We start from the raw sequence: 21,932 nt of genomic DNA, 5'->3' as shown, positions 1-21,932 counted from the left end.
GCTCACGCGTCGCTCCCTTACGACAGGACTTCTTGTCGGCTCTGCAGCTACTGTCATATTCGAGACAAGGCCGGCTGGAGCCGAGATCACCGTTCCTGCCAAAAAGGCTCCTCGTGCCAGAGATGCAGTGAACCAGACTCACTACCGAACCATCGATGTCGATGGTGTTTCCATCTTCTACCGTGAAGCCGGGACGCCAGGCGCGCCCGTCATCTTGATGCTGCACGGTTGGCCGTCGTCATCAGCTATGTTTCGCGATCTGATCCGTGAGATGTCGGCGACCTATCACGTGTTCGCACCGGACTATCCCGGCTTCGGCAACAGCGACGCGCCAGATCGCGCGCGCTTCCGCTATACGTTCGACGCCTTGGGCGACGTCATGAGCAAGTTCGTCGACAAAGTCGGCATACGGGAGTTTGTTTTGTACGAGACGGATTTCGGCGGCGTTGTCGGCCACCGCGTCATGCTGAAAGCGCCCCACCGCATGAAAGCGCTGGTCGTGCAGAACAATCCGCTCATCCCCGGCGAAAGCCCGTGGTTCGGGCCGCTTGTGCCATATTGGAAGGATGGCACCGCCGAGAGCCGTGCAAAGGCCGGGCAACACTATCTGACACTCGATGTGGTCCGCGACCTTTATCTCACCGGTGTCCGCGATCCATCGCTGGTCGATCCGGAGCAGTGGCAGGCTGACTATTTCTGGATGCAGCGCCCAGGCGCGGGAGAGACTTCGCTCGATCTGCTCTACGATATCCGAACCAACGGCCCTACCTTCAAAGCCGCGCAGGATTACCTTCGCTCGCAGAAGCCGCCGACGCTTGTCGTCAGCGGCAAGAACGACATTCTGTTCCCCGGCGACAACCAGCAGCGCTATCGAGAGATCGTGCCAAACGCCGAGATCCGCTTGACGGACAGTGGCCATTGCGCATTGGCCGACAAGAGCGAAGAGATCGCCACCCGGATGCAAGACTTCCTCGGGCGGGTACTGTAGTTGCGACTCGGCGGCGGTCAGGTCCGATACCTTCCGCCGCCTTCGAAGTGCGGGGCATCCTCGATCACCGACCTCAGAGCTGGGGTGGCTATTTAATTCGGGCAGAATGCCGGAATTCGGGTAGTGGCGGAGAGAGGCGGAGCCAAACCCACGATTTTCGATCATTCCGCTCGAACAGCTGAGACTAACCTTCCGATCGATCCCTCCGAGAGTTCGGTCAGAGCCGGGTTCGATTCCGATCTGCGCGATTGTGAAGTCCGGAATGGCATCGGCGTGCCCGCTGCGGGAAGCCTGCTGCTTTATTTTTGTCGTCGAATGCCGCGCGTCATCCTGCTGGTATTTGTGCTGGTATCAGCAGCAATCGACGACAAAACTGATTTCAAATTCAAGTAGTTATGGTAGTAAGCGATTGCCGGCCAGGGGCACCACGCTTCGCCCGTCGGGCTTCGCGTGGCGCGGCCATGAAAGGCCAACGGGCGAAGCGTGTGCGGCGAAGCCTCTTGGCGAAGACGGACTGTATCTACAGCCTCGCCTCGCTCACACCACCCGCCTGTAAGTCGTGAGCATCGTGTAGTCCTTGCGCGGACCTGCCACGACGTGGCGAACGATGAATCCTCCATCGCTGCGGAACGTGTAGGTCGACTGATAACGATCGGCATTGCAGAGATGGATGGCGCTTCCGCTCACGGCGCCGCCATCGGATGCGGCGAGCTCGATCGTATGGAATAGCCGCAACGGGGTCTCCTTGAAGAACACGTCGAATCCACCGCCGTGCTCGCGGAAGACGTACTCGCGCTCCGCCTCGAGTTCTGTACCGGTCAGGAGCTTCAACCGTCCCTGTTCGCGATAGGCGAGGCCGTCTGGATCCAGCGGCGTGAAGGTCGCAAGACCCTGCATGCTCCCCTGCCCCGCGATGAGCCTGTCGAACGACCACGAACCGGTCAGCCGCTTCATCACCTCGGAGGCATCACCCCAGCTGTCGGTCACAGTTTCGTTCATATTCTTCGGACCCTAGCCCACGGCGACGCGTTCGACTTCGCTACGGCAATACCTATATCCTGTGAACCATGCGTGTCGAGGCGGTGAGCAAGTGATGGCCAGGAGAGCAACGACCGAGACCGACACCGATGACCTGCCCCGCTATTTCGTCTGGGTCCGCGGGCTGGAGGGGCCCGAGCCGCAGAAATGGGAGGCGATGGAGTTCGGCGTCGGCGACTGGAAGCGGCCGCTGGTGCTGGCCTGGCGGGAGCTGTCGGCGGACGAGCGGCGCCTGCCGCTGTCGATGCTAGCGCGGCGCTATCCGCCGCCGCGGGTCGAGATGCTATAAAGCGCGGCGAGATCAGGCGCGCCCTCTCACTTCCCCCGTGCCGCGGTCGACGTCAGCCCGAACCGGCGGCGAAAGCAGCGGTTGAAATAGGACAGATCGTTGAAGCCGCAGGCAAAGGCGATGTCGCTGATGCGGCCGTCGCGATGGGCCAGCAGGTCGGCCGCCTTGCGCAGGCGCAGTTCGGTCAGGCGGGTGGTGAAGCCGGCGCCGGCCTCGAACAGCAATTCGTTGACATAGCGCTCGGAAAGACCGGCCGCAGCGGCGAGTTTGTGCGCAGAAAAATCCGGCTCGTGGAAGCGCACATCGAGGATCGACAGCACGGCTTTCAGGCGGACCGCGCGCAGGCCCCGGCGCCGTGCCGCGGCCGCGACGTCGCTGCGGGCGCCGAGCCCGATGGCGGCGAGGTCGAGCAGATGGGATGCGATCGCCATGCCGGCTTCGTCGGCTGCGGCGGGATGACGAAGCAGGAGATCGCTGTAGTCCATCACCAGCGATAGCGCACCCCCGGGCTCGAGCTCGCAGCCGACGATGTCATCGACATCCGTCACCATCGCACGCAGTGACTCGACCGGCAGATGTACGTTGGTGAAGCGCTTGTGGCTGGCCCCGTCGGCGGCGAAGAACGGCTCGTCGAGCTTGAGCAGCACCATCGATCCCGGCCGCATGGTGAATTCGCGGCCGCGATGGACCACCTGCGAGGCCCGATCGCCGGTGTTGCGCACCAGGCAAAAGCGGTCGTCACCGGTCTCGATCACCTGGCGTTTTTCCCGCCTCACCGTGATGAAGCTGCCGTCACAGCGGCCGAGCATGGTCGTGCCGATATGGATCGAGTTCATCGTGGCGCGAAACGGCACGTCGGACGCCGGATCGAGCTCGCCGGTGTTGGAGAAATGCTCGAACAGCTCGGCGAAACGGATGAAGCGCTGCCGGTCGGACAGATCCTTCGGCAACGTCTCGGTCGAGAGCGACTTCCTGATGACGGACATCGAGAACGACTGTTCGAGAATGACTATTCTAAGGGCGTGAAAAAACGACTTGAGCGCGCGTCAAACCTTGCTGGCCGGACATGAACGCCCGCTGAAATCAGCCGCCTGCAAGCTATCAGCACATCGACCTGAATCGAGCTGCGCCGATCAGTCCAAGCGGCAAGGCCTCGGGCGCCGGACAGTCCAAGACGGCCCGCACGCCTCTATCCTATTCAATCACCGGATGCGACATCCCGCCACACGAGAATCGCGTCCGGGCAACCGGGCGGCCCCGGCCTGACGCCCGCTGGAGGAGACAACGACATGCCAACCTCTCTACCCCGCAGCCTCGTGCTCGGCGGCGCCATCGCAACCAGTCTCTGCATCGGCTATGCGCTCGGCGCGCAGCCGCATATGGACGAGGCCATCGCGATCCTGCAATCGGCCCGCGCCGAACTCGCCAAGGCCGAACCCAACAAGGGCGGACATCGCGAACGGGCGCTGGGACTGATCGACCAGGCGGTCGCAGAGGTGCGCGCCGGCATCGCTTTCGCAGCCAGCCACTGACGTCAGGCATCAGGGAGCAAGACACATGATTCGAACTGCTTTCGCCGCGATGCTCGCGCTCGGTGCCATCGTCGGCTCTGCCCGGGCCATGCCGCTGGCGCCATCTGGCACGCAGGCGAGCCGCGACATCATTGCCGTCGCCGGCGGCTGCGGCGCCGGCTGGCACCGTGGCCCCTATGGCGGCTGCCTGAGAAACTACGCCAACCCTGCCGCGCACGCCTGCCCGCGCGGCTACCATATCGGCCCCGGCGGAGCCTGCCGCGGCAATGGCAAGTAACGGCTAGCTGCGTCGCAGCAGCGGCTGCTTCGCAATCAGGAAAAAGTGCCCGGGCTCGCCCGGGCATTTCTTTGGCCAATTGTGGCGCAGATCATAAACAGTCGGGGTTAGACGGCGGCATCCTCGTTGCTACCTTAGGGCGATTATGAACGAAATACATCCATGATTTCACGGTCAAGCCACTGATTGAATTTTCCGGATGCCGCCCGAGCCGAGCCCGGCGCGTCCGCAACTGCATTTTCGGAGGAGTCCATGACGCACCAGGACGGGGCGCTGCATGGCGGTCGTGCAAGACCGGCCCCTGCGCATGATGATCCGGATGCCGACGCGGCTGCGATTGGCATGCCGAAGGGACGCAAGCTGGTGCTGTTCGCCGACGGCACCGGCAACGCGTTTACGACCCAGGAGTCCAGCGTCTGGCGGCTCTACGAGGCACTCGACCATACCCAGCCGGACCAGATCGCCTACTACATCAAAGGCGTCGGTACTGCAGGCTGGGCGCCGCTCGCCGCCCTCGACGGCGCCACCGGCATCGGCGTGCCCGCCAACGTCCGCAAGCTCTACCGCTTCCTGTGCTGGAACTGGCGCGAAGGCGACGAGATCTACATCTTCGGCTTCAGCCGCGGCGCCTTCACCGCGCGCACGCTGGCGGCGCTGATCGCAAGCCAGGGGCTGGTGCCGGCGGTGATTGACAAGGTCGCGGTGTCGCATGCGGAGATGCAGCGCAACGCCATGGCGGCATGGCGGGAGTACCGCGAGGAGTCCGTCGGCTATTACAGCCTGCCGACGATCTGGTTGGCGCGCTGGCTACGCAACCTCGTGATCCATCTCTATCACTTCCTGCTCAGGCATCGCTCCTATGCCAGCGTTCGCGAGGCGATGAACGGGCGCAAAGAGGTCAAGATCGAATTCCTCGGACTATTCGACACGGTCGAGGCGTTCGGCGTGCCGGTCGAGGAGCTCCGTGTCGCGATCGACTGGGCGATCTGGCCGATCTCGTTCCGAAACCACCGTCTCTCGGACAAGGTGAAACACGCCTGTCACGCGCTGGCGCTCGACGACGAGCGCACCACCTTCCATCCGTTGCGCATCGACCAGGCCGACCTTGCCGAGGGGCAGATCGTCAAGGAGGTGTGGTTCGCCGGAGTGCATTCCGACATCGGCGGCGGCTATCCGGAATCCACGCTGTCCTTCGTGCCGCTGGTGTGGATGGCCGAGCAGCTCGGCACCCAGCTCCGATTCCAAGACGGTACGATCGAGCGCTTCCGAGAGTATCAGTCGGCGATCGGCCCGATGCACGATTCGCGCAGCGGCGCCGGCGTGCTGTACCGCTACGGCCCGCGGCCGATCCATGACCGCATCGAGGATGGCGGACCGCCGGTGGTGCACTTCGCCGTGGTCGAGCGCATGCTGCACGGATGCGACAATTACGCGCCGTTGATGCTTCCGGCCAATGCGAGAGTACTTCTGCCGGATGGACAGGTGCTGCCGCTGACGCGGGACGAAACCCGCAAGGCCATGAGGTCCGCCTATGCGAAGCGGGAAGGCGACGGCCACAAGGCGGCCGAAGCCGACGCATTCATGGCCATGAGCCCGCCAAATCCCGAGATGGCGCGGCAGGTCCTCGATACGGTGTGGTGGCGCCGCGTGGCCTATTTCTCTCTGGTGATCACGCTCATCGTCTTTGCTGCATGGCCCTGGATCGCGCGCGCGGTCGTGGGATCGTCCAAGGAGCACGGGCTTGAAGATACCACCCTGCTCAGGTGGATTACGGCGATCGACAACGGCACGAGCACCGTCGTCAAGCCGTTCGCCGATCTGTTCGCGAGCGTGCTGCCGTCCTACGCCGCACCATGGCTTGCCATCACGCTCTATTATCCCTTCCTCACCACGGTGCTCGTCATCATCATCCTGATCGCGTGGAACCGGAATGCGGCATTGCGCGACAGCATTCAGGAGCGCGCGCGACTGGCCTGGTATCGCCCCGACCGGATGGCATCGCGAAAGCGGGTCAGCAAATCGGGCTGGCTGCTTGCGATCGGCCGCTGGATGCGGCTGCATGCCTGGCCGGTGCGCATGGCCTTCACCAATGTGCTGATGCCGGCGGTTTTCCTCATCGCCATTTTCGGCTCGGGGCTGCTGCTCCTGTCCCGCGGATATTTCGATTGGCGCGCGGGGGTCGGCGACTTCTGCAAGAGCAGCGCATCAACGCGCGCCGTTGGCGACACGGCGGTCACGGCCCGAGAAGGCGAGTTGTTCGACGTCAGCGATTTTTGCTGGCCAAGCCGCCTCGCGGTCGAGAAGGGCCGCAAATATCGCATCTGGATCGAGATGGCCGATCCCTGGTTCGACCGCACCATCATGACCGGCCTGAACGGATTCAAGACTCCGCCGGATCCAACCCATCGCCTCGCGATTCCGATCCTGCGGCTCCAGGGCGCTGACTGGTTCCAGCCGGTCGTGCGGATCGGCGCGCGCGGGTCATACGATCTGCCGCTGCAATCCATCAATGGACAGCCGGCGAGCGAGTTGCCGCGGCGCGTCAATGCGACGGTGCCGGCCTACGACGACGACAGCAGGAATATTTACCCGATCCATGTCGAGGACTCCGCAGAGTTCAAGACACCGGACAGCGAATTGAGCCGCGTCTGGAAGCCGTTCGGTGATTTCGAGCCGATCCCGGAGGCGGCGCTGCCGGCGGCGCGTGCGCTCTGGCGCAAGCAAGGATTGGCCGAGTCGTTTGTCGCCGAATTCGAGGCGCCCGAGGCAGGCGAGCTGTTCTTCTACGTCAATGACGCCGTCCAGATCTTCCCCCGCCTCGTGACCACGCGGCATGCGCCGCGGTGGCTGGTCCCGCTTCAGGGCCGACGCGTCCAGTTCTACAAAAACAACAGCGGAACGGCGACGATCCGGGTGCAACGATTGCCAGCGCCGCCGCTCCCATGATTATGGGTGTCGCGGGTGCCGCGCCGCGGCTAGACTTGGCCTCGCGCGCCGCGGGGGACACGCGGCCGGGACCATGATCATGACGGACCAGGGCGAGACCGGTGAGGCCATCACCATCCTCCTCGTCGAAGACGATGCTCCGACCTGCTGGCGCCTACAGGATGCGCTGGTGAAAGCGGGTTACGAGGTGCGCACGGCCGGCACGCTGGGCGAAGCCCGCATCGCGCTTGCCGCCGGCACGCCGCGGGTGCTGCTGACCGACCTGCGGCTGCCCGACGGCCATGGCGTCGAGTTGATCCGCGAGACCAGGCGGCGCTTTCCGGACACCGAGATCATGGTGATCTCGGCGCTCGGCGATGAGGAAAGCGTGATCTCCGCGATCACCGTCGGCGCCACCGGCTATCTCCTCAAGGACGCCTTCCCGACCGACATCGCCACCACCGTGCGCGATCTGGTCGCCGGGCATTCGCCGATCTCGGCCTCGATCGCGCGCTTCATCGTGCGGCGCACGCAAAACTCGGCCGAGCCGCCGCCGGGGCCTGCGCTCAACACCGCAAAACTCACGCCGCGCGAGATCGACATCCTCTGGGGCATCGCCAAGGGCTTCAGCTATGCCGAGATCGCGGGCCATCTCGGCTTGTCCCGGCAGACCGTGCCCGGCCACATCAAGAACATCTATCGCAAGCTCGAGGTGCATACGCGCAGCGAGGCGGTGTTCGAGGCCGTGCAGCAAGGCCTGATCAAGCTGTGAGCGAGATCGCAGCGAAGGCTGAGATCATCAGGCCCAGGCTGTGGCTCGCGCGCATCGTGCCGTATCTGCTGCTCCAGGTTCTGATCGTGTTCGCTGTCCTTCTCGGGCTGGATCTGCTGGAGCCGCGCGACCCCGATAATTTCGCCGTGAGCGAGTTCTCACTGCGCGAAGCCGGCATCACACGGCCCGTGACGCTGCCTCAATTCACCGCCTCGCGCTATTCACTCGCCGATCCGCCGCTCTATTCGGGCCAATTCGAGTTCAAGGCCGATGGTGCCGGCACGACCTGGTCGGTCTTCTTGCCGCGCTTCAGCAACGGCGTGGAGGTCGCGATCAACGGCGTCACGATCCTGGACTCCCGGCGCGATCCCACGGCCAACCGGCCCGACCGCAACACGCCCGAGATCGCGATGATCCCGGCCTCGCTGCTGCGCGAGGGCGGCAACGACATTTCCGTGCGGTTGTTCGTGTGGGGACCGCTGCGCGGCTTCCTTGACACCGTCTATGTCGGCCCGGACGCCGCCTTGCGCGCAGCCTATGAGACTCGCAAGCTGCTATTCGTCACGCTGCCCGTGGTATTTTCCGCCTGGCAGTCGATCCTCGCCGTCATCCTCGCCATCATGTGGCTGATGCGACGCCACGAGCCTGTCTATGGCGTGCTTGCGGCGGCGATGGTGCTCGGCGTCGTGCAGGCCTTCCTCACGCCGCCGGTACCGCCGGCCGCATCGTCCAGACTTGCCACGGTGCTGCTTTCCTCCGCGCCGATCGAGAGCGCGCTGATCGTGGCGTCAGCCGTGCTGTTTCTCGGCTGGCGCTGGCCGCGCTATGGTGTGCTGCTGTTCGTGCCCGGCATCATCGTGATCGCTGGCGGCCTCATCGCCGGCCCGCCACTGCCGCGCATTCTCTTCATGCTTCTGGGTATCCCCACGGTCGGATTCTGTCTGGTTCTGATGGCCGGCATTGCAGCCTATGCCGTGTTCCGACGACAGGACGTCGTCAGCATCGCGCTCGGCTCTGCGGCAACCATCGTGCTGACCTGCTGGGCCCACGACATGCTGTCGGTGTTCGAGATCATGCCCAACGAACGCACCTTCGTTTCGCGCTTGTCCTATTCGGCGCTGCTGATCGCGATCGGCGCCGGGCTGACCTGGCGCTTCGCGCGGGCACTGAACCAGGTCGACAGCTTTGCCGGCCAGCTCGTGGCCCGCGTGCGCGAGGCCGAGGATCGGCTGAAGGCGAGCTTTGCCCGCGAGGAGGCGCGCGCCCGGGCGGCTGCCCTCGCCAACGAACGTACGCGGCTGATGCGCGACCTGCACGACGGCCTTGGCGGCCAGCTCATCAGCATCGTCGCGCTCTCCGAGCGCGGGCAAGAGGGGACCAGCATCACCGATGCGGCGCGTGCCGCGCTGAAGGATTTGCGTCTGGTGATCGATTCCATGGACGATATCGGCGGCGACCTCATGCTCGCGCTCGGCTCCTGGCGCGAACGCGCGGCGATGCAATTGCGGCCGCACGATATCGCGCTTCATTGGCACGTGACGACGCCGCAAGGCCTGCCGCTGCACCCCGAGCTCAGGCCCTGGCACGTGATCCAGATCGTGCGCATTCTCGACGAGGCCGTGACCAATGCGGTCAAGCACGCGGCCGCGCGCCATGTCACCGTGACCATCGAAACGCGCAATGACGGCGAGGGGCCGTACGGCGTGATCAGCGTCGCTGACGACGGAAGCGGCTTTGCACTCGGCGACGACGGCGAAGCCGCGGGCGCGAGCCAGACCGCGCGCGGCCTGCGCAATATGAGGAGCCGCGCGCGGCGCTGCGGCGCAATCCTCGAACTCTGCACGGGAGAAACGGGCACACGCGTGCGGCTGCAATTGCCACAGGTCTTTCCCGACAGCGATGCGACCGTAAGCTGAAAAGGCCCCTCCCCGGACGCATGGGACGTACGAGGAGAGGGGTCGGACCAGGATCATGGCCTTGCGAAGGACGGGGGTTCGTTAGCATGCTCCGCTTGTACGCCTCCTCGGCCCGAAGGGATGCAATCAACTCAATTGAACGACATTCTCAGCGCACGCCGACGCGATTGACCGGTCCGCCGCGATTCATCGGCGTGCCGGCGCGAACACCGACCCCGGGCGCTCCGACGCCGGGCGTTGCCACGGCCGCGGCCGCAACCGGCGCGCCCGGTGCAACCACCACCGCCGCGGTCGGCCGCACCACGCAGCCCTTGGGCACACCCACCGTCTTGCAATAGACCACCGCCTGTGCCGGGCTCGTGCCCAGCGACACCATCACCGCACCTGCCAGCATCATCACCGTCAGCCCGGCGCTCAGCGCTCCCAGTCTTTTCGACATCTCGCTCTCCTGCTTCCCGTCGGGGCCCCGGTGCAATCACCGGATCTCGCAACCGACGTCCAGCCTCAATGGCAAAAGACGGCGGGCCAAGACATGCCATGAAGATGGGGGGCAGCAGGCCGGTCTCCGAGCCCGATGCCATGAACATGGCATGGACCGCTATGGACCTCCGCGGGATGGTCCGGCTCGCCCGATCATCACAGAGGTGCTTCATGAAGAGTTCAGTTCTTGCCGCGCTGCTGCTCACCGCGACTGTCCTGCCCGCCACGGCGCAATCCGGCCCGACGCCGCAGGAGCAGATGGCCTGCCGCAGCGACGCCAGCAAATTCTGCGCCGAGCATATCGGCAAGCCACCGCAGATGAATGCCTGCCTGCGCGAGAACAAGACCAAGCTCTCGGACGGCTGCCGCAAGGTGGTGGAGTCGCACGGCGGGTGAGGAATTTTCCTCGCGAAAAGTACCGTAGGGTGGGCAAAGCGAAGCGTGCCCACGATCTGTCGCCGTAATTGATGGATGGTGGGCACGGCGCAAGGGCGCCTTTGCCCACCCTACGATTTCGAGCGCGCGGACGGAGCAGCCGCTAATTCGTCAGCCCATAGACGTCGAGCTGCCCGTTATAGGTCGGGCGATAGATCCGGCCCTTCCAGACGATCGGGCGGTTGAACTTGGGATGCATGAAAGCGTGTTCCGGGCCCCAGTTCTCGCTGTCCCAGATCACCTGGAGCCGCTTCGAGCCATCAGGATTGGTGGCGAAATTCTGCGCGTCGTAGACCAGGAAGCGGCCCGGGCTCAGCATCATGTTGCTGTCCTTGTAGGGCACCATCGCGACGATGATGCCGTCCGCGCCGTTGTTGGCCGCGAGCGTGACGCTCCAGCCCGGCATGCCGCCGGACGGCCGCGGCGATTGCGGCGAGGCGATCTCATTCGATCCGGCAAGATAGGTCGAGGTCCCGTCGGCGGCGATCGACCAGGCCCGCAGCGCGCTGTTTTCGCCGCCGACAATGTGCATCACTCCGTGAGTGGCGGACGAGAACAGCAGCGGCGTTCCGTGCAGATGCCGCGTCGCGCCGCCCGGAAACAGGTTCAATTGCGTCGGCGATGCCGGCGCCGGCGGCACGGTGGGATCGAAATATGTATAGAGGATCGGCGGCATCTTGAGCTTGGCGTAATTGGTGGCGAAGTGTCCGGCCTGAAGATCGCCCGGTTGCGTGTCGCCGAGCGCCGCGGCATTGCCGGTGTAGAGAATGCCGTCCTTGCCCGCGGCAAGCACTGCATGGGCCGAGGCGACGTAGACCGGACCGCCCGACCCGAAATCCTGGTCGCTCCACGCCGATTCCTTCATCACCGCCAAATGTCGCGCCACATCGGGCGCGATCTGCGCATCCATGACGTCGGGCCCTGAGGTCACCGCGACATGCGCCGTCTCGCGCGCATGAAGCGGCGTCAGCGCCATTCCCATTCGCTTGGCATGGCCGATCACGGCGGTCAGCGAAACGTTCGACGGCAACGCGTGCGCGTCGTCATCATTGTCGTCGTCGATCGCCGCGGCGGCGGCCGCGCCGACGCGGTTGGCGTCCGTCCACGGTGACCACCAGGACAGCACCTCGAAATGCGCGTGGGGGCCGGTGTGCAGAGCGAGCCGCACCACGCTCTCGCCGAAATCGCCCTGCTGCGGCGAGAACGCGCCGTTGCCGGTGATGAGATAGATCGAACCGTCGGGAGCAATGGCGGGGCCGGCCCCGCTCTGCCACAACCCTCCGCCCGAGCGGGTCACGGTGGAGCACCAGGCGGCCGCAAGATGCCAGGCATGAACGTCGACCGCGATCAGCCAGCCTCGCGCCGCCGCTGAAGTTTCCCTGACCGTACCGAACGGAATCAGCACGTGGTTCTGCGTCAGCGTCAGGGCGCTGCGTTGCTTGCGCTGGATCGAGACGAATTTCTGCACGGGCAAGCCGCCCGGCGGAGTGTAGACCGCGCCCTCTAGATTGAGCAGCTCGTGCACCTTCGAGCCGTCGCCGATCCGCAAGGCGGCGAGAAAATGCTGGGCCCTGGCCACGCTGCCGTCGTCGCTGATCCAGGCGCAGGCGTAGAGAATGCCGGCGGCCTCGTCGATCACGGGCGTCGAGAGGATACCCCAGCTGACGTTGGTCATGTGGCCGTCGATGGCTGGCGTTCCGACGATCGGACGGCCGAGATTTGTCGCCCAGATCTTTTCGCCGGTCGCTGCATCGAACGCATAGACCCAATTGCCCATGGTGGCTTGGAAGATCAGGTCGCGGCTCTTGCCATCGGCGGTGTGCACGCCACCGACCGCCAGCGGCTGTGCCTCGAGCCGGGGATCGTCGGGAATGGGAATGCTAAAGAGTTTGACGATCCCCCTGGTCCGGACGGCGGTTGCGGTCAGCGCCGTCTCGGCATTGTTCGCGCCTGATCTGGCGAGGTCGTAGCTGCGGGTGGTGACGGAGGCGACCATGATCAGGCTCCCCAGGCGAGCAGGCTACCGGCCGCGATCAGGGAAATGCCAGCAAGCGGTCGTGCGTCGCGCAAGTCCCGACGCCACCAATTCAACACGACCGCGCCACACGCAAAGCCGAGGCCGGCCATCGTCGCGCTCGACAGCGCCGCGAGCAGGGGCGCATCGGGCGCGCGCAACACGGCATTGTCGATCGCCAGCAGGGGCGGCAACACGTAGAGCCATCCAGGCGTATTCAGCAGACGTGCCGCGACGGGCAGGCGAACGAGAAGCGCCGCGCCGGACACCATCAGCAGCATGGCGGCAAGTCCGTCAGCCAGCGGCAGGCTGACGCCAAGTGCAGATCCGACCCCGTCGCAGAGGCCAAATGCCAACGCGAGCGGCAATGCGTGTCGCCACGTCAAAGCGAAGGACAGCGCAAAGGCGACGATCAGGCTGTCGGCGGACGTCCACAACAGATGCAGCGACATGAGACCCTCTCAAATGATTTGCGGAGCAAGGTAGGTAATGTCGATCGAAAACGCCGCGCCATGGGCCGGCAATTGCCGGCCCGCCACGCGAATATGATGTTCGCCGCCCGCAGCGGCGATCGCGTCCGCGCTGACATGATCGCCGCTGCACACCGCCTCGACCACGCTGTGCCCTTGTGCGTCGGTGACGGTCACCTTGAGCGAGCCATCTGCCGAAACGCCGTGGCGGTCGAGGCTGACGTTCAGGGCGATCTTGCTCCCCTGCGCCACCCAGATCCGCGCCGTCTCGGCTTCAGCATTGGTGGCCGGCAGCGTATCGAGATCCGCTGCACCGAAGATCGTCTGGGTGGTGTGACGCGGAGGCCGGATCGACGCGAGATTGAGGCCCGCGCGCGAGAAGCAGAGATAGCTCTGTCCTTTGCTGAAGGCGTTGCTCGGAATCGTGAAGGTGGCGACGCCGTTTTCGTCGGTCGAGATATCGTGATGATGGCCGGTGTAGTCGTGCAGCCGCACAAAGGCGCCGAACGCGGTCTGGCAGCTGATGGTGCGCGCGTTGATGGTGTCGAAGTTGAGCGCAGTGAGCAGGCCAGGCGCACCGGTCCTGTTGAGCACGATGACCTTGTCATCCAGAAAGCGGCCGCTGGTCGGCCCGTTCGCCAGATGTTCGTGGATCCAGATCAGATTGTCGATCCACGGCTTCAAACCGTAGGCGCCGGGCCAGACGCGGGGCGGGAAGTAGTCCTTGCCGTAGACGAAGGGGTAGCCTTCGATCGACAGCAGGAAGGCATAGGCGAGCAGCTTGTTGCTGATGACTTGCTGGCCCGGCGAGGTGTCGGTATCTGGATTGTCGACGAAGGTGCAAGTGAGATCCGGGCGCCAACTGGTATAGCCGGCACCGTCCAGCACGCGCGCGTTGCCACCATCGCAGGCGGCTTGCAGCGCCCAGTGCATCGGGAAGTCGGCAACGAGCGACCGGCCGCTGAGCGGCGGTTGCGTCGCCCAACCGTTGAGGACGGCGCGGTTGCCGTCGAAATACTCCGAGTAGAAGAATTTCGAGGCCATCACGCCATGGGTCATGAACTCGCGCACGAACGGCGCCCAGGTGCCCTTGACATCGTCAAAGCGCGCACCGTCCGCGCCGGTGGTGCGGAACACCCATTCGCCGAAGTCGAGCGCATCTTCGATCGTGACGCGCGGCGGCCGGCAGCGCTGATAGGATAGTTCGCGGCCGAACGGAAAATCGTTGGGCGGACTCGGCACGTCATCGTCGGGCAGATCGTCCGGTGGCACGCCGCGAAACCATGACGGCGAGGTGGTATGCCGTCCGTTCAGCGTCTGCCCGTCCGCGCCGAGATAGCGAAACACGCCGGGTCCGCCATTCTCGCCGCTGCGCTGATGCAGCACGAGATCGAGATAGACGTCGATGTCGCAGGCATGCGCGACTGCGACCAGGCGCGTCAGTGATTCCTTGGTGCCGTAGCGCGTGGCGATCGAACCTTGCTGGTTCTTGCTGCCGATGTCGCGGGGATCGAACACGCCATAGCCGTCGCAGCCCGGCCCTGCACCGCCTTGCGCCTTCGACGTCGGCGGCAGCTGGATCGCGGTAAAGCCGACATTGCGCAAGGCGCGGGCATGGCTGGCAAGAAAGTCGAGCAACCAGGGGGCACCGCGCCCATCGACCGGTGCAGGCACGGTCACGCGCTCGCCGTGCGGACCAAAGAAGCGTCCCCAAGCTAGCAGCGCTACTCCCATGACGCGGCCTCTGGCTGGCTGCGTCAATCATGACTCGCACGGCGATCATCCGGAAGTTGAAAATTGAGGCAAGTGCCGCCGCTGAACGAACCGCCGCTCACGATCGCGTGCGCGGCGGTGTCAGGCGCGAGAGCGCCTTCAAGCCAAGTGCATCCCGGTTCGCGTCAAGAAGACGCGCCAGAACAAGAGGCTAGTCATCCTCGTCGTCGGGACCAAACAACCGGATTTGCGGGAAGGCGCCGCGTGGCCGGCTGGCATAGTCGCGCGCGCTGGAATCCTCGCGGATGCTGCGCGCGACGTCATCCCAATTGGTCTGATCGCGGCCACCGCGTGCATCGCGCGGATCATAACGGCGGCGCTCGGCCCATCGCTCGTGCCGCTCCGCCCTCCGCCGCTCGGACGCGGCGCGCTTCAGGTCAGAATCCCTGGCCTTGGCATAAGCATTGTCAGGAGAGGAGGCCGGCTCCGTGGAAACCTGTTGCTCCACGGGCTTGGTCGCTGGTGAAGACGACGGCGCGGGCTTGGGCGGCTCGACTGCCGCAGTCTGCGCAGACGGCGGTGCCGGCGGTCCGGCATTGGACTGACTGGCCGGCGCTTCAGGCTGCGCTTCCGGCTTGACCTCGCCCTGCGCCTGAGCCGGCGCGGCGATCATCGCGCCGAACGCCTGTGATCCCGTGACATATTGCACGCGCTCCGACGGCGCATTCGTTGTCGCCGGCGCGGCAGCCCCAGCGCGTTGCGCCACCTTGCTGCTGTCAGGCCCCTGCTTGGGCGCGATCGGATTCATGATGTTGCCGGCCACGATGCCGCCGCCGAGACCAATGGCGATGGCGGCAACGATCGTTCCGGCGCCGACGAAATAAGCTGTCGAGGCGCGCATGGACCACTCCCTGTTTGGAGCGAGCAACGCCGTGGGATTGCCGGATGTTCCTGACTGATGCTGTTCCTGGAAGGGAACGAAGTGTCAGATCTGCTGCGCGACCTTCTCCAGCCCGATGATGCGGGCGAGCTTGCGCACTTCTTCCTTCTGGTCGTCACGGAGCTGGAAGAGCAGCGGCATCGCGGCCGACTTCAACTGCTGGACCTCGTCGCAATTCGGATCGATCTGCACATTCGGACCGTTCGGATTCGAGAGCTTGTTGGCCGAGATCTTGCGGACGACGTTACGCAACGCGGTCTCGACCGACGGCCAATAATATTCCTGCGACGACGACAGCTTGAGGCGATCCCTGATGCCGGCGATCTGCACGTCGGAGAGCAGGGAGTAGATCTTGGGCGGCTGCGGCTTGGCGACGGGCTTCGGCTTGGCCGGGGCCTCAGCGACGGCAGGCGCCTCCGCCGGCGCCGGCGCTTCGTTCAAATTCGCTTTCGGCGTCGGGAAATCGGCCGGCGTGGCCGCCGCGAAGGCCTGGCGCAAAGGTTCTGTCAGAGCGGGGGCTTGGGAGAGCATGTCGGCGGGAACCTGAACCGGCTCGATCGCGGCCGAGGCCAGCGCCAACGTCGGAACCAGCCGGTCGGCCTTGGCGGCGCGGTTAGCGGCGAGCGGTTTCGGCGGGGCCTCGGTGATCATCTCCGCACTGGCACTGGGCACGCTGTCGCGGCCGAGAATGGCAGTCGTGGCGGCACCGAGGACGAGAAAGCAGGTCAGCACGGTGATGGTGATGGCTCTGGACAAACGTCTCTCCGGAAGGACCGCTTCACGATGTTGTTAGAGATGCCCGCGAAAAAGGCACGAATTAAGGCTTGAGTGTGCCTTTGCGGCGACAATCGCCACGCCCAAGGCGACAAGGTCGAAATACTCAGCGAAATCAAGCAGCTACGGTCAGATCGTAGGCGTCCTGGATGTCCGCGACGATCTCGGAAGCCTCCCAAACCGCTCGCGGCTCGACCGATTGCAGCGTCACCGTCCAGTTTCCGCCCCGGCGGGTGCGGGGGACGCGGACGATGTCGAAGCGGACATTGCGGCAGAGCGGGTGACGGGCGAGCGCATGGGCGACGCGGACGCGGATCTCATCCAGCGTCGCGCCTGTCTTGCTATTGAGAAAATCGAAATCCATCGCCTGTCCCTCTCGTCCTGATTGGCGGCCGTGAGAGGGATTGTTGGCGGGCGATGGTTAATCTGCCGTTAAGTGCGGGCCCGCGGAGCCATGCGGGATTAACCGTGCCGGGTGGCGCAGAGCGCTACTGGCCCCGCGCCTCGCGGTATTCAGTGGCCGTCCGGGCGACGAGGTCGTCGACCGCCATCACGGCGGTGACGCCTGACGTCGAATGCCCGGCGCTCCAGATATCGCGCCAGCGCCTGGGCCTGTTCTCGCGCGCGGTGACGTCGATGTCCTTGCCGATGTCGATCGCGCCACGCGCCGGCAGGTCATTGGGGTCGAGCCCGGCGGCGATGATGGACGGCGTCAGCATGCTGGTCTGCAAGCCTGTGAACGCCGTGGTGAGCAGGATGTCGTCGGCGCTGCTCTCGACCAGCATCTGCTTGTGGCGATCGTCCGCAATGCTCTCGCGCGTCGCGATGAATTTCGTGCCCATATAACCGAGGTCACAACCGAGCACTTCGGCCGCATACAGCGCGTAGCCGTCGCTGATACCGCCGGCCAGCACGATGATGCCGTCATAGAACGCGCGCACGGCGCGGACGAAGGCGAATGGATTGAGCCAGCCGGTCTGCCCGCCGGCCCCCGCGGTGAGCAGCACCAGCCCGTCAGCCCCTGCTTCTGCCGCGCGCTCGGCATGGCGGATCGTGGCGACATCCGCCAGCACCAAGCTGCCTGCATCATGCAGCGGCTTCACCACGGGTGCCGGCGAGCCGACCGAGGTGATGACGATCTCCGGCCTGTGCTTGAGCAGCACGGCGAGATCCTGCTGCAACCGTGCGTTGGAGCGATGCACGATCAGGTTCGGACAGAGCGGCGCGGCCTTGCGGCCGGTCTGGTCTTCGTGCTGATGCAGGCGCGTTGCGATCTCGGTGAGCCAGTCATCGAGCTGGTTCGCGCTGCGGCAATTCACGGTCGGGAAGCTGCCGATGACGCCGTTGCGGCAGGCCGCGACCATGAGCTCGACGCCCGACACCAGGAACATCGGCGCTGCGATCAGCGGCAGGCTGAGACGATCGCGAAATATTTGCAGTCGATCGGATGTCACCCGCGCCTCCCTATCGCTCCTGGCTCCGCGTGCGGGCTTTGTCGTTCCATCCCGCGTTCCCTGTGCTAGCCTCGCCGGCAACATTGGCACGCGAGAAGCCGATGACAAAGCAATGAGGAAACATATGTCCGATCCGCTCCACGCATCGTCCCCGACTTGTGCGCAGACGCTACGGGCGCTGGCGCGCTATCCCGACCGCACTGCGTTTGCGTGGCCTGGGGGATCGCTGAGCTATCAGGGCACGATCGATCTGATCGGACGCATCCAGGGCGTATTCATGCGGCTCGGCCTGCAACGAGGTGCGCGCGTCGCCTTCCTCACCGCAAACCGCGCCGACACCTGGTGCGCCGGCGTCGCGGCGCAATTGTCGCGATGCTGTGTCACCTGGCTGCACCCGCTGGGATCGGAAGCGGACCAGCTGTTTCAGCTCGAGGATTCCGACGCCGAAGTGCTGGTGGTCGATGTGGCCGCCTTCCGCGACCGCGGCGGTGAGCTCGCCGCCAAGGCTCCTCTGCTCAGGGCTGTCTTCACGGTGGGACCGGCCGACTACGGCGTCGATCTGCTGGCGGCGATCGAGAGCGCGGGGCACGCCAGCGCATGTTGCCTTGCAACTCTCGACGATCTCTCCACACTGAACTACACCGGCGGCACGACCGGCAAATCCAAGGGCGCGCTACGCTATCACCGCGAGAATGCCGGAGCGGCCGGCGCGATCCTGGCCGATTTCGAGATTCCTGACGCTGCGCGCTATCTCACGGTCGCGCCGATCAGCCACGTCGCCGGCACGAAGGTGCTGCCGACCTTGATGCGCGGCGGCACCGTGCACATGCTGAAGGGGTTCGATCCCGAGGCGGTGCTGGCCACGATCGCGCGCGAACGCATCAATTTCACGCTGTTCGTGCCGACCATGATCTATGTGCTGCTCGATCATCCCGCACTCGGCAAGACCGACCTCTCCTCGCTCGAGCTCGTGCTCTACGGAGCTTCGGCGATGTCACCGAGCCGCCTCGTCGAAGGCATCCAGCGCATCGGCCCGGTGTTCTCGCAGCTCTACGGCCAGACCGAATGCTATCCGGTCTCGGTGCTGCGCAAGAAAGATCACGATCCGAAGACACCGGAGCTGTTCCTGTCCTGCGGCTTTCCGATCGCGGCGTGCGAGGTCAAAATTCTCGACGACAATGACGAGGAGGTGAAGACGGGCGAGCCCGGCGAGATCTGCGTGCGGGCGCCGCATGTGATGGCGGAATACTGGAAGCGGCCCGACATCACCGCCGAGACGCTGAAGAACGGCTGGGTGCACACCGGCGATATCGCGCGCCAGGATGAGCGCGGCTACATGTTCATCCTCGACCGCAAGAAGGACATGATCGTCACCGGCGGCTTCAACATCTTTCCGCGCGAGATCGAGGACGTGCTGTCGCAACATGCCGATGTCGCCATGGTGGCGGTGGTCGGCGTCCCCGACGAGAAATGGGGCGAGGCCGTCACCGCCATCGTCGTGCCGCGCGAAGGTGCCAAGCTGGATCCTGACGAGCTGATCAATCTGGTGCGGACGCGAAAGGGCCCGGCGCATGCGCCGAAGCAGATCCGGTTCGTCAAGCAGTTGCCGATGACCGGCGTCGGGAAGGTCGACAAGAAGGTGCTGCGCGCAGGCTTCTGGAGTGGCCGGGACCGGATGGTGGGGTAATCTTCCTGATTGCAGCGATGGGTTCGGACTACACGCCTCGCGCGAAATAGCGGGGTTTGAGCCCTTTCAGCCGGAATTCTACGGGGCCGTTGTGGCCCCGGCACCACATCGCGCCGCGGAGTGCGTGCTCGCCCAGCCTGCGCGATTGCCGCCGAATCGGGGAATCAAATAGACCGCAGGCGGGGCTGGGAAGCGGAGTGGGACATGAGAGTCGCTTCCCTGGAAAGTGCAGTCGCCGCGGTCACGTTGATCACGGCCATCATCGTGGTGCTGTGGGAGATCAAGATCTTCTACGGATTGTGAACTGGCAGGATGCCAACGCATCCCTTCCGCGGCGGCGGAAGCCTGCCGTTCAAGAGCGATCACGGCGCTGCCCGTCACGCTCATCGCTTCTCGATCACCAAACTTTGCACCGCGCGGCCGAAATAGCCCTGCCTGTCCGCAAGCCGCGACATCGCCAGACCCGCGCCATCAGGACCAATCCAGGATTCACCGTCGAGCAGGATCCAGTCACCGACCGGCTGACGCGCGAGGCTCACCGTGAGGTCGGCGTTGATATAGGTCCAGCTGCGGAAGTCGAGCGTCGAGGCGGTGCCGTTGGAGAAATCAGCGGCGACCACAGCGCGCATCGCCTGCGAGACCGCCTCACCCTCGACCAGGGGATGATCGAGGCGAAACCAGATCGCGCCGGGACCGGCCTGGCCGAAGCGGCCGCGCGCGGCACGCATCGAAACCATGCCGGCGAACGGACTGGTGGCGCCGTGGCCGTCCTCGACCAGCGAGTCCTCCGGTGATGGCAGCGTCACCGGCAGATCCTTCACGTCGTCGGGCAGCGGCTGCGACTGCTGCCTGATCTTGAGCACAGTGGCGCCGACGACCTGCACGGCATCGGAGAAGAGCTTGACCTCGCAGAGCTGGATTTTGCGACCTTCACGCAGCACCTCGGTCTCGATGGTGAGCGGCGCGACGGGCACTGGGCGCATCAGATCGATGGTGACGCGCGCAATGTTCATCTGCATGGTCGTCGGAATCCGCTCCGCCGCCCACGTTACCAGCGCAGACGGCGCCGAGCCGTGCTGCATGCGCCGGTCCCAGGGACCGGCGGCATTGGGACTGGTGATGACGCTGTTGCCGTCGACGCGGTAGATCGCACCCATCGCCAGCGCCATCACAGCGGCGGATCGATCGCTTCGTCGTATTCCTTCTTGAAGCGCGCGATCAGCTCGGCGGCGGGGACGATGCCCTCGATGCTGCCGATGCCCTGGCCCGAGCCCCAGATCTCCTTCCAGGCCTTGGGCTTGGCCCGCTCGCCGGAGGCGTCGGTGCCAAAATTCATCTTGGAGGGATCGGAGGTCGGCAGGTTGTCCGGGTCCATGCCGGCAGCAAGGATCGACGGCTTCAGATAGTTGCCGTGCACGCCGGTGAAGAGGTTGGAATAGACGATGTCGTCGGCGCTCGAGCCCGCGATCATCTCCTTGTACTTCTCGACCGCATTGGCCTCCTTGGTGGCGATGAAGGCCGAGCCGATATAGGCGAAGTCGGCGCCGAGAATGCGCGCGGCGCGGATCGCCCTGCCATTGCCGATGGCACCCGACAGCGCGATCGGGCCATCGAACCATTTGCGCGTCTCGGCAACGAAAGCGAGTGGCGAGATGGTGCCGGCATGGCCGCCGGCGCCGGCCGCGACCAGGATCAGGCCGTCGGCGCCCTTCTCGATCGCCTTGTGCGCGAATTTCTGGTTGATCACGTCGTGGAAGACGATGCCGCCCCAGCCGTGGACGGCCTGGTTGAGCTCCTCGCGCGCGCCGAGCGAGGAGATGATCATCGGCACCTTGTACTTGGCGCAGAGCTGCATGTCGTGGTCGAGCCGGTTGTTCGACTTGTGCACGATCTGGTTGACCGCGAACGGCGCCGACGGCCGTTCCGGATGCGCGCGGTCATAGGCCGCGAGCTCTTCGGTAATCCGCGCCAGCCATTCGTCGAGCAGCTCCGGCGGCCGGGCATTCAGCGCCGGGAACGAACCGACCACGCCCGCCTTGCACTGCGCGATCACGAGGTCGGGCACCGAGATGATGAAGAGCGGCGAACCGATCACGGGGATCGACAGGCGTCCCTTGAAGAGAGCAGGCATGGACATTGCGGCGCGATCCTTTGCTGGCAGGCGCATGGAAGGTTGGGACCATACCAACAAGGCAATCTTTCCACTGTCAAGTATTGCGTTGGGACGC

At 65.0% G+C, this 21,932-nt stretch carries 22 protein-coding genes; 10 read left to right on the top strand and 12 right to left on the bottom strand.

Features of this window, described 5'->3' with window-relative positions; all coding sequences use genetic code 11:
* Positions 1 to 127: 127 nt before the first annotated feature.
* Positions 128 to 988, top strand: coding sequence for an alpha/beta fold hydrolase (locus G8O24_RS10790; RefSeq protein ID WP_188098974.1), 861 nt, complete (start codon positions 128 to 130; stop codon positions 986 to 988).
* Between the two features lie 123 nt (positions 989 to 1,111).
* Positions 1,112 to 1,381 (top strand): hypothetical protein, encoded by a 270-nt coding sequence (locus G8O24_RS10785; RefSeq protein ID WP_188098973.1) that lies wholly within the window; start codon positions 1,112 to 1,114, stop codon positions 1,379 to 1,381.
* Positions 1,382 to 1,525: 144 nt separating this feature from the next.
* On the opposite strand, the gene G8O24_RS10780 is transcribed toward G8O24_RS10785, so the two are convergent.
* The gene (locus tag G8O24_RS10780) at positions 1,526 to 1,987 is read right to left on the bottom strand and encodes a DUF6314 family protein (RefSeq protein WP_188098971.1); all 462 of its coding nucleotides are present in this window, start codon (positions 1,985 to 1,987) and stop codon (positions 1,526 to 1,528) included.
* 94 nt (positions 1,988 to 2,081) lie between these two features.
* Here G8O24_RS10780 and G8O24_RS10775 point away from each other — a divergent pair, with 94 nt between their 5' ends.
* Complete coding sequence (locus G8O24_RS10775; RefSeq protein ID WP_188098969.1) at positions 2,082 to 2,315, top strand: hypothetical protein; 234 nt, start codon at positions 2,082 to 2,084, stop codon at positions 2,313 to 2,315.
* A 26-nt stretch (positions 2,316 to 2,341) separates the two neighbouring features.
* Here the strand turns inward: G8O24_RS10775 and G8O24_RS10770 are convergent, their stop codons facing one another.
* A complete protein-coding gene (locus G8O24_RS10770) occupies positions 2,342 to 3,301 on the bottom strand; it encodes a helix-turn-helix transcriptional regulator (protein WP_188098968.1) in 960 nt (319 codons plus the stop codon).
* Positions 3,302 to 3,604: 303 nt separating this feature from the next.
* Here G8O24_RS10770 and G8O24_RS10765 point away from each other — a divergent pair, with 303 nt between their 5' ends.
* The 5 genes from G8O24_RS10765 to G8O24_RS10745 all read left to right on the top strand — a co-directional run bounded on the left by G8O24_RS10765 (position 3,605) and on the right by G8O24_RS10745 (position 9,737).
* Positions 3,605 to 3,847 (top strand): hypothetical protein, encoded by a 243-nt coding sequence (locus G8O24_RS10765; protein WP_188098966.1) that lies wholly within the window; start codon positions 3,605 to 3,607, stop codon positions 3,845 to 3,847.
* A 25-nt stretch (positions 3,848 to 3,872) separates the two neighbouring features.
* Positions 3,873 to 4,124: a GCG_CRPN prefix-to-repeats domain-containing protein gene (locus G8O24_RS10760; RefSeq protein ID WP_188098964.1), complete on the top strand. Its 252-nt coding sequence runs from the start codon at positions 3,873 to 3,875 to the stop codon at positions 4,122 to 4,124.
* A gap of 252 nt (positions 4,125 to 4,376) precedes the next feature.
* Positions 4,377 to 7,070, top strand: a complete 2,694-nt coding sequence (locus G8O24_RS10755) for a T6SS phospholipase effector Tle1-like catalytic domain-containing protein (RefSeq protein ID WP_188098963.1) — start codon at positions 4,377 to 4,379, stop codon at positions 7,068 to 7,070.
* A gap of 79 nt (positions 7,071 to 7,149) precedes the next feature.
* A complete protein-coding gene (locus tag G8O24_RS10750) occupies positions 7,150 to 7,821 on the top strand; it encodes a response regulator (RefSeq protein WP_188098961.1) in 672 nt (223 codons plus the stop codon).
* Positions 7,818 to 9,737, top strand: a complete 1,920-nt coding sequence (locus G8O24_RS10745) for a sensor histidine kinase (protein ID WP_188098959.1) — start codon at positions 7,818 to 7,820, stop codon at positions 9,735 to 9,737. The genes G8O24_RS10750 and G8O24_RS10745 overlap by 4 nt, the downstream gene beginning before the upstream one ends.
* Positions 9,738 to 9,885: 148 nt before the next feature.
* Here the strand turns inward: G8O24_RS10745 and G8O24_RS10740 are convergent, their stop codons facing one another.
* Positions 9,886 to 10,176 (bottom strand): hypothetical protein, encoded by a 291-nt coding sequence (locus G8O24_RS10740; protein ID WP_188098957.1) that lies wholly within the window; start codon positions 10,174 to 10,176, stop codon positions 9,886 to 9,888.
* A gap of 212 nt (positions 10,177 to 10,388) precedes the next feature.
* Between G8O24_RS10740 and G8O24_RS10735 the strand changes: the two genes are divergently transcribed.
* Positions 10,389 to 10,613 carry a cysteine rich repeat-containing protein gene (locus G8O24_RS10735; RefSeq protein ID WP_188098955.1) on the top strand — a complete coding sequence of 75 codons (225 nt, stop codon included), beginning with the start codon at positions 10,389 to 10,391 and terminating at the stop codon, positions 10,611 to 10,613.
* Positions 10,614 to 10,755: 142 nt separating this feature from the next.
* Here G8O24_RS10735 and G8O24_RS10730 read toward each other — a convergent pair whose 3' ends face one another.
* From G8O24_RS10730 to G8O24_RS10700, 7 genes are all read right to left on the bottom strand, one after another.
* Positions 10,756 to 12,648: a PQQ-binding-like beta-propeller repeat protein gene (locus tag G8O24_RS10730; protein ID WP_188098953.1), complete on the bottom strand. Its 1,893-nt coding sequence runs from the start codon at positions 12,646 to 12,648 to the stop codon at positions 10,756 to 10,758.
* Positions 12,649 to 12,650: 2 nt separating this feature from the next.
* Positions 12,651 to 13,118, bottom strand: a complete 468-nt coding sequence (locus tag G8O24_RS10725) for a hypothetical protein (RefSeq protein ID WP_188098951.1) — start codon at positions 13,116 to 13,118, stop codon at positions 12,651 to 12,653.
* Positions 13,119 to 13,127: 9 nt separating this feature from the next.
* Entirely contained in the window at positions 13,128 to 14,870 is a 1,743-nt protein-coding gene (locus G8O24_RS10720; RefSeq protein WP_188098949.1) for an alpha-amylase family protein, read from the bottom strand.
* Between the two features lie 190 nt (positions 14,871 to 15,060).
* Complete coding sequence (locus G8O24_RS10715) at positions 15,061 to 15,750, bottom strand: hypothetical protein (protein ID WP_188098948.1); 690 nt, start codon at positions 15,748 to 15,750, stop codon at positions 15,061 to 15,063.
* Between the two features lie 84 nt (positions 15,751 to 15,834).
* Positions 15,835 to 16,545 (bottom strand): hypothetical protein, encoded by a 711-nt coding sequence (locus G8O24_RS10710; RefSeq protein ID WP_188098946.1) that lies wholly within the window; start codon positions 16,543 to 16,545, stop codon positions 15,835 to 15,837.
* Positions 16,546 to 16,678: 133 nt separating this feature from the next.
* Entirely contained in the window at positions 16,679 to 16,927 is a 249-nt protein-coding gene (locus G8O24_RS10705) for a hypothetical protein (protein ID WP_188098944.1), read from the bottom strand.
* 124 nt (positions 16,928 to 17,051) lie between these two features.
* Positions 17,052 to 18,017 (bottom strand): NAD(P)H-dependent flavin oxidoreductase, encoded by a 966-nt coding sequence (locus tag G8O24_RS10700; protein ID WP_188098942.1) that lies wholly within the window; start codon positions 18,015 to 18,017, stop codon positions 17,052 to 17,054.
* Positions 18,018 to 18,141: 124 nt separating this feature from the next.
* Between G8O24_RS10700 and G8O24_RS10695 the strand changes: the two genes are divergently transcribed.
* Positions 18,142 to 19,704 (top strand): AMP-binding protein, encoded by a 1,563-nt coding sequence (locus G8O24_RS10695; protein ID WP_188098940.1) that lies wholly within the window; start codon positions 18,142 to 18,144, stop codon positions 19,702 to 19,704.
* 383 nt (positions 19,705 to 20,087) lie between these two features.
* On the opposite strand, the gene G8O24_RS10690 is transcribed toward G8O24_RS10695, so the two are convergent.
* Both G8O24_RS10690 and G8O24_RS10685 read right to left on the bottom strand, forming a co-directional pair.
* Complete coding sequence (locus G8O24_RS10690; protein WP_188098939.1) at positions 20,088 to 20,861, bottom strand: thioesterase family protein; 774 nt, start codon at positions 20,859 to 20,861, stop codon at positions 20,088 to 20,090.
* A gap of 11 nt (positions 20,862 to 20,872) precedes the next feature.
* Entirely contained in the window at positions 20,873 to 21,841 is a 969-nt protein-coding gene (locus tag G8O24_RS10685; RefSeq protein WP_188098937.1) for an NAD(P)H-dependent flavin oxidoreductase, read from the bottom strand.
* Positions 21,842 to 21,932: the final 91 nt, after the last annotated feature.

Origin of the sequence: Bradyrhizobium campsiandrae, from assembly GCF_014529705.1 — a bacterium.
GTDB classification, from domain to species: domain Bacteria; phylum Pseudomonadota; class Alphaproteobacteria; order Rhizobiales; family Xanthobacteraceae; genus Bradyrhizobium; species Bradyrhizobium campsiandrae.
The sequence above is the reverse complement of the archived record's forward strand: the minus strand, read 5'-3'. Positions and strand labels throughout refer to the sequence as shown.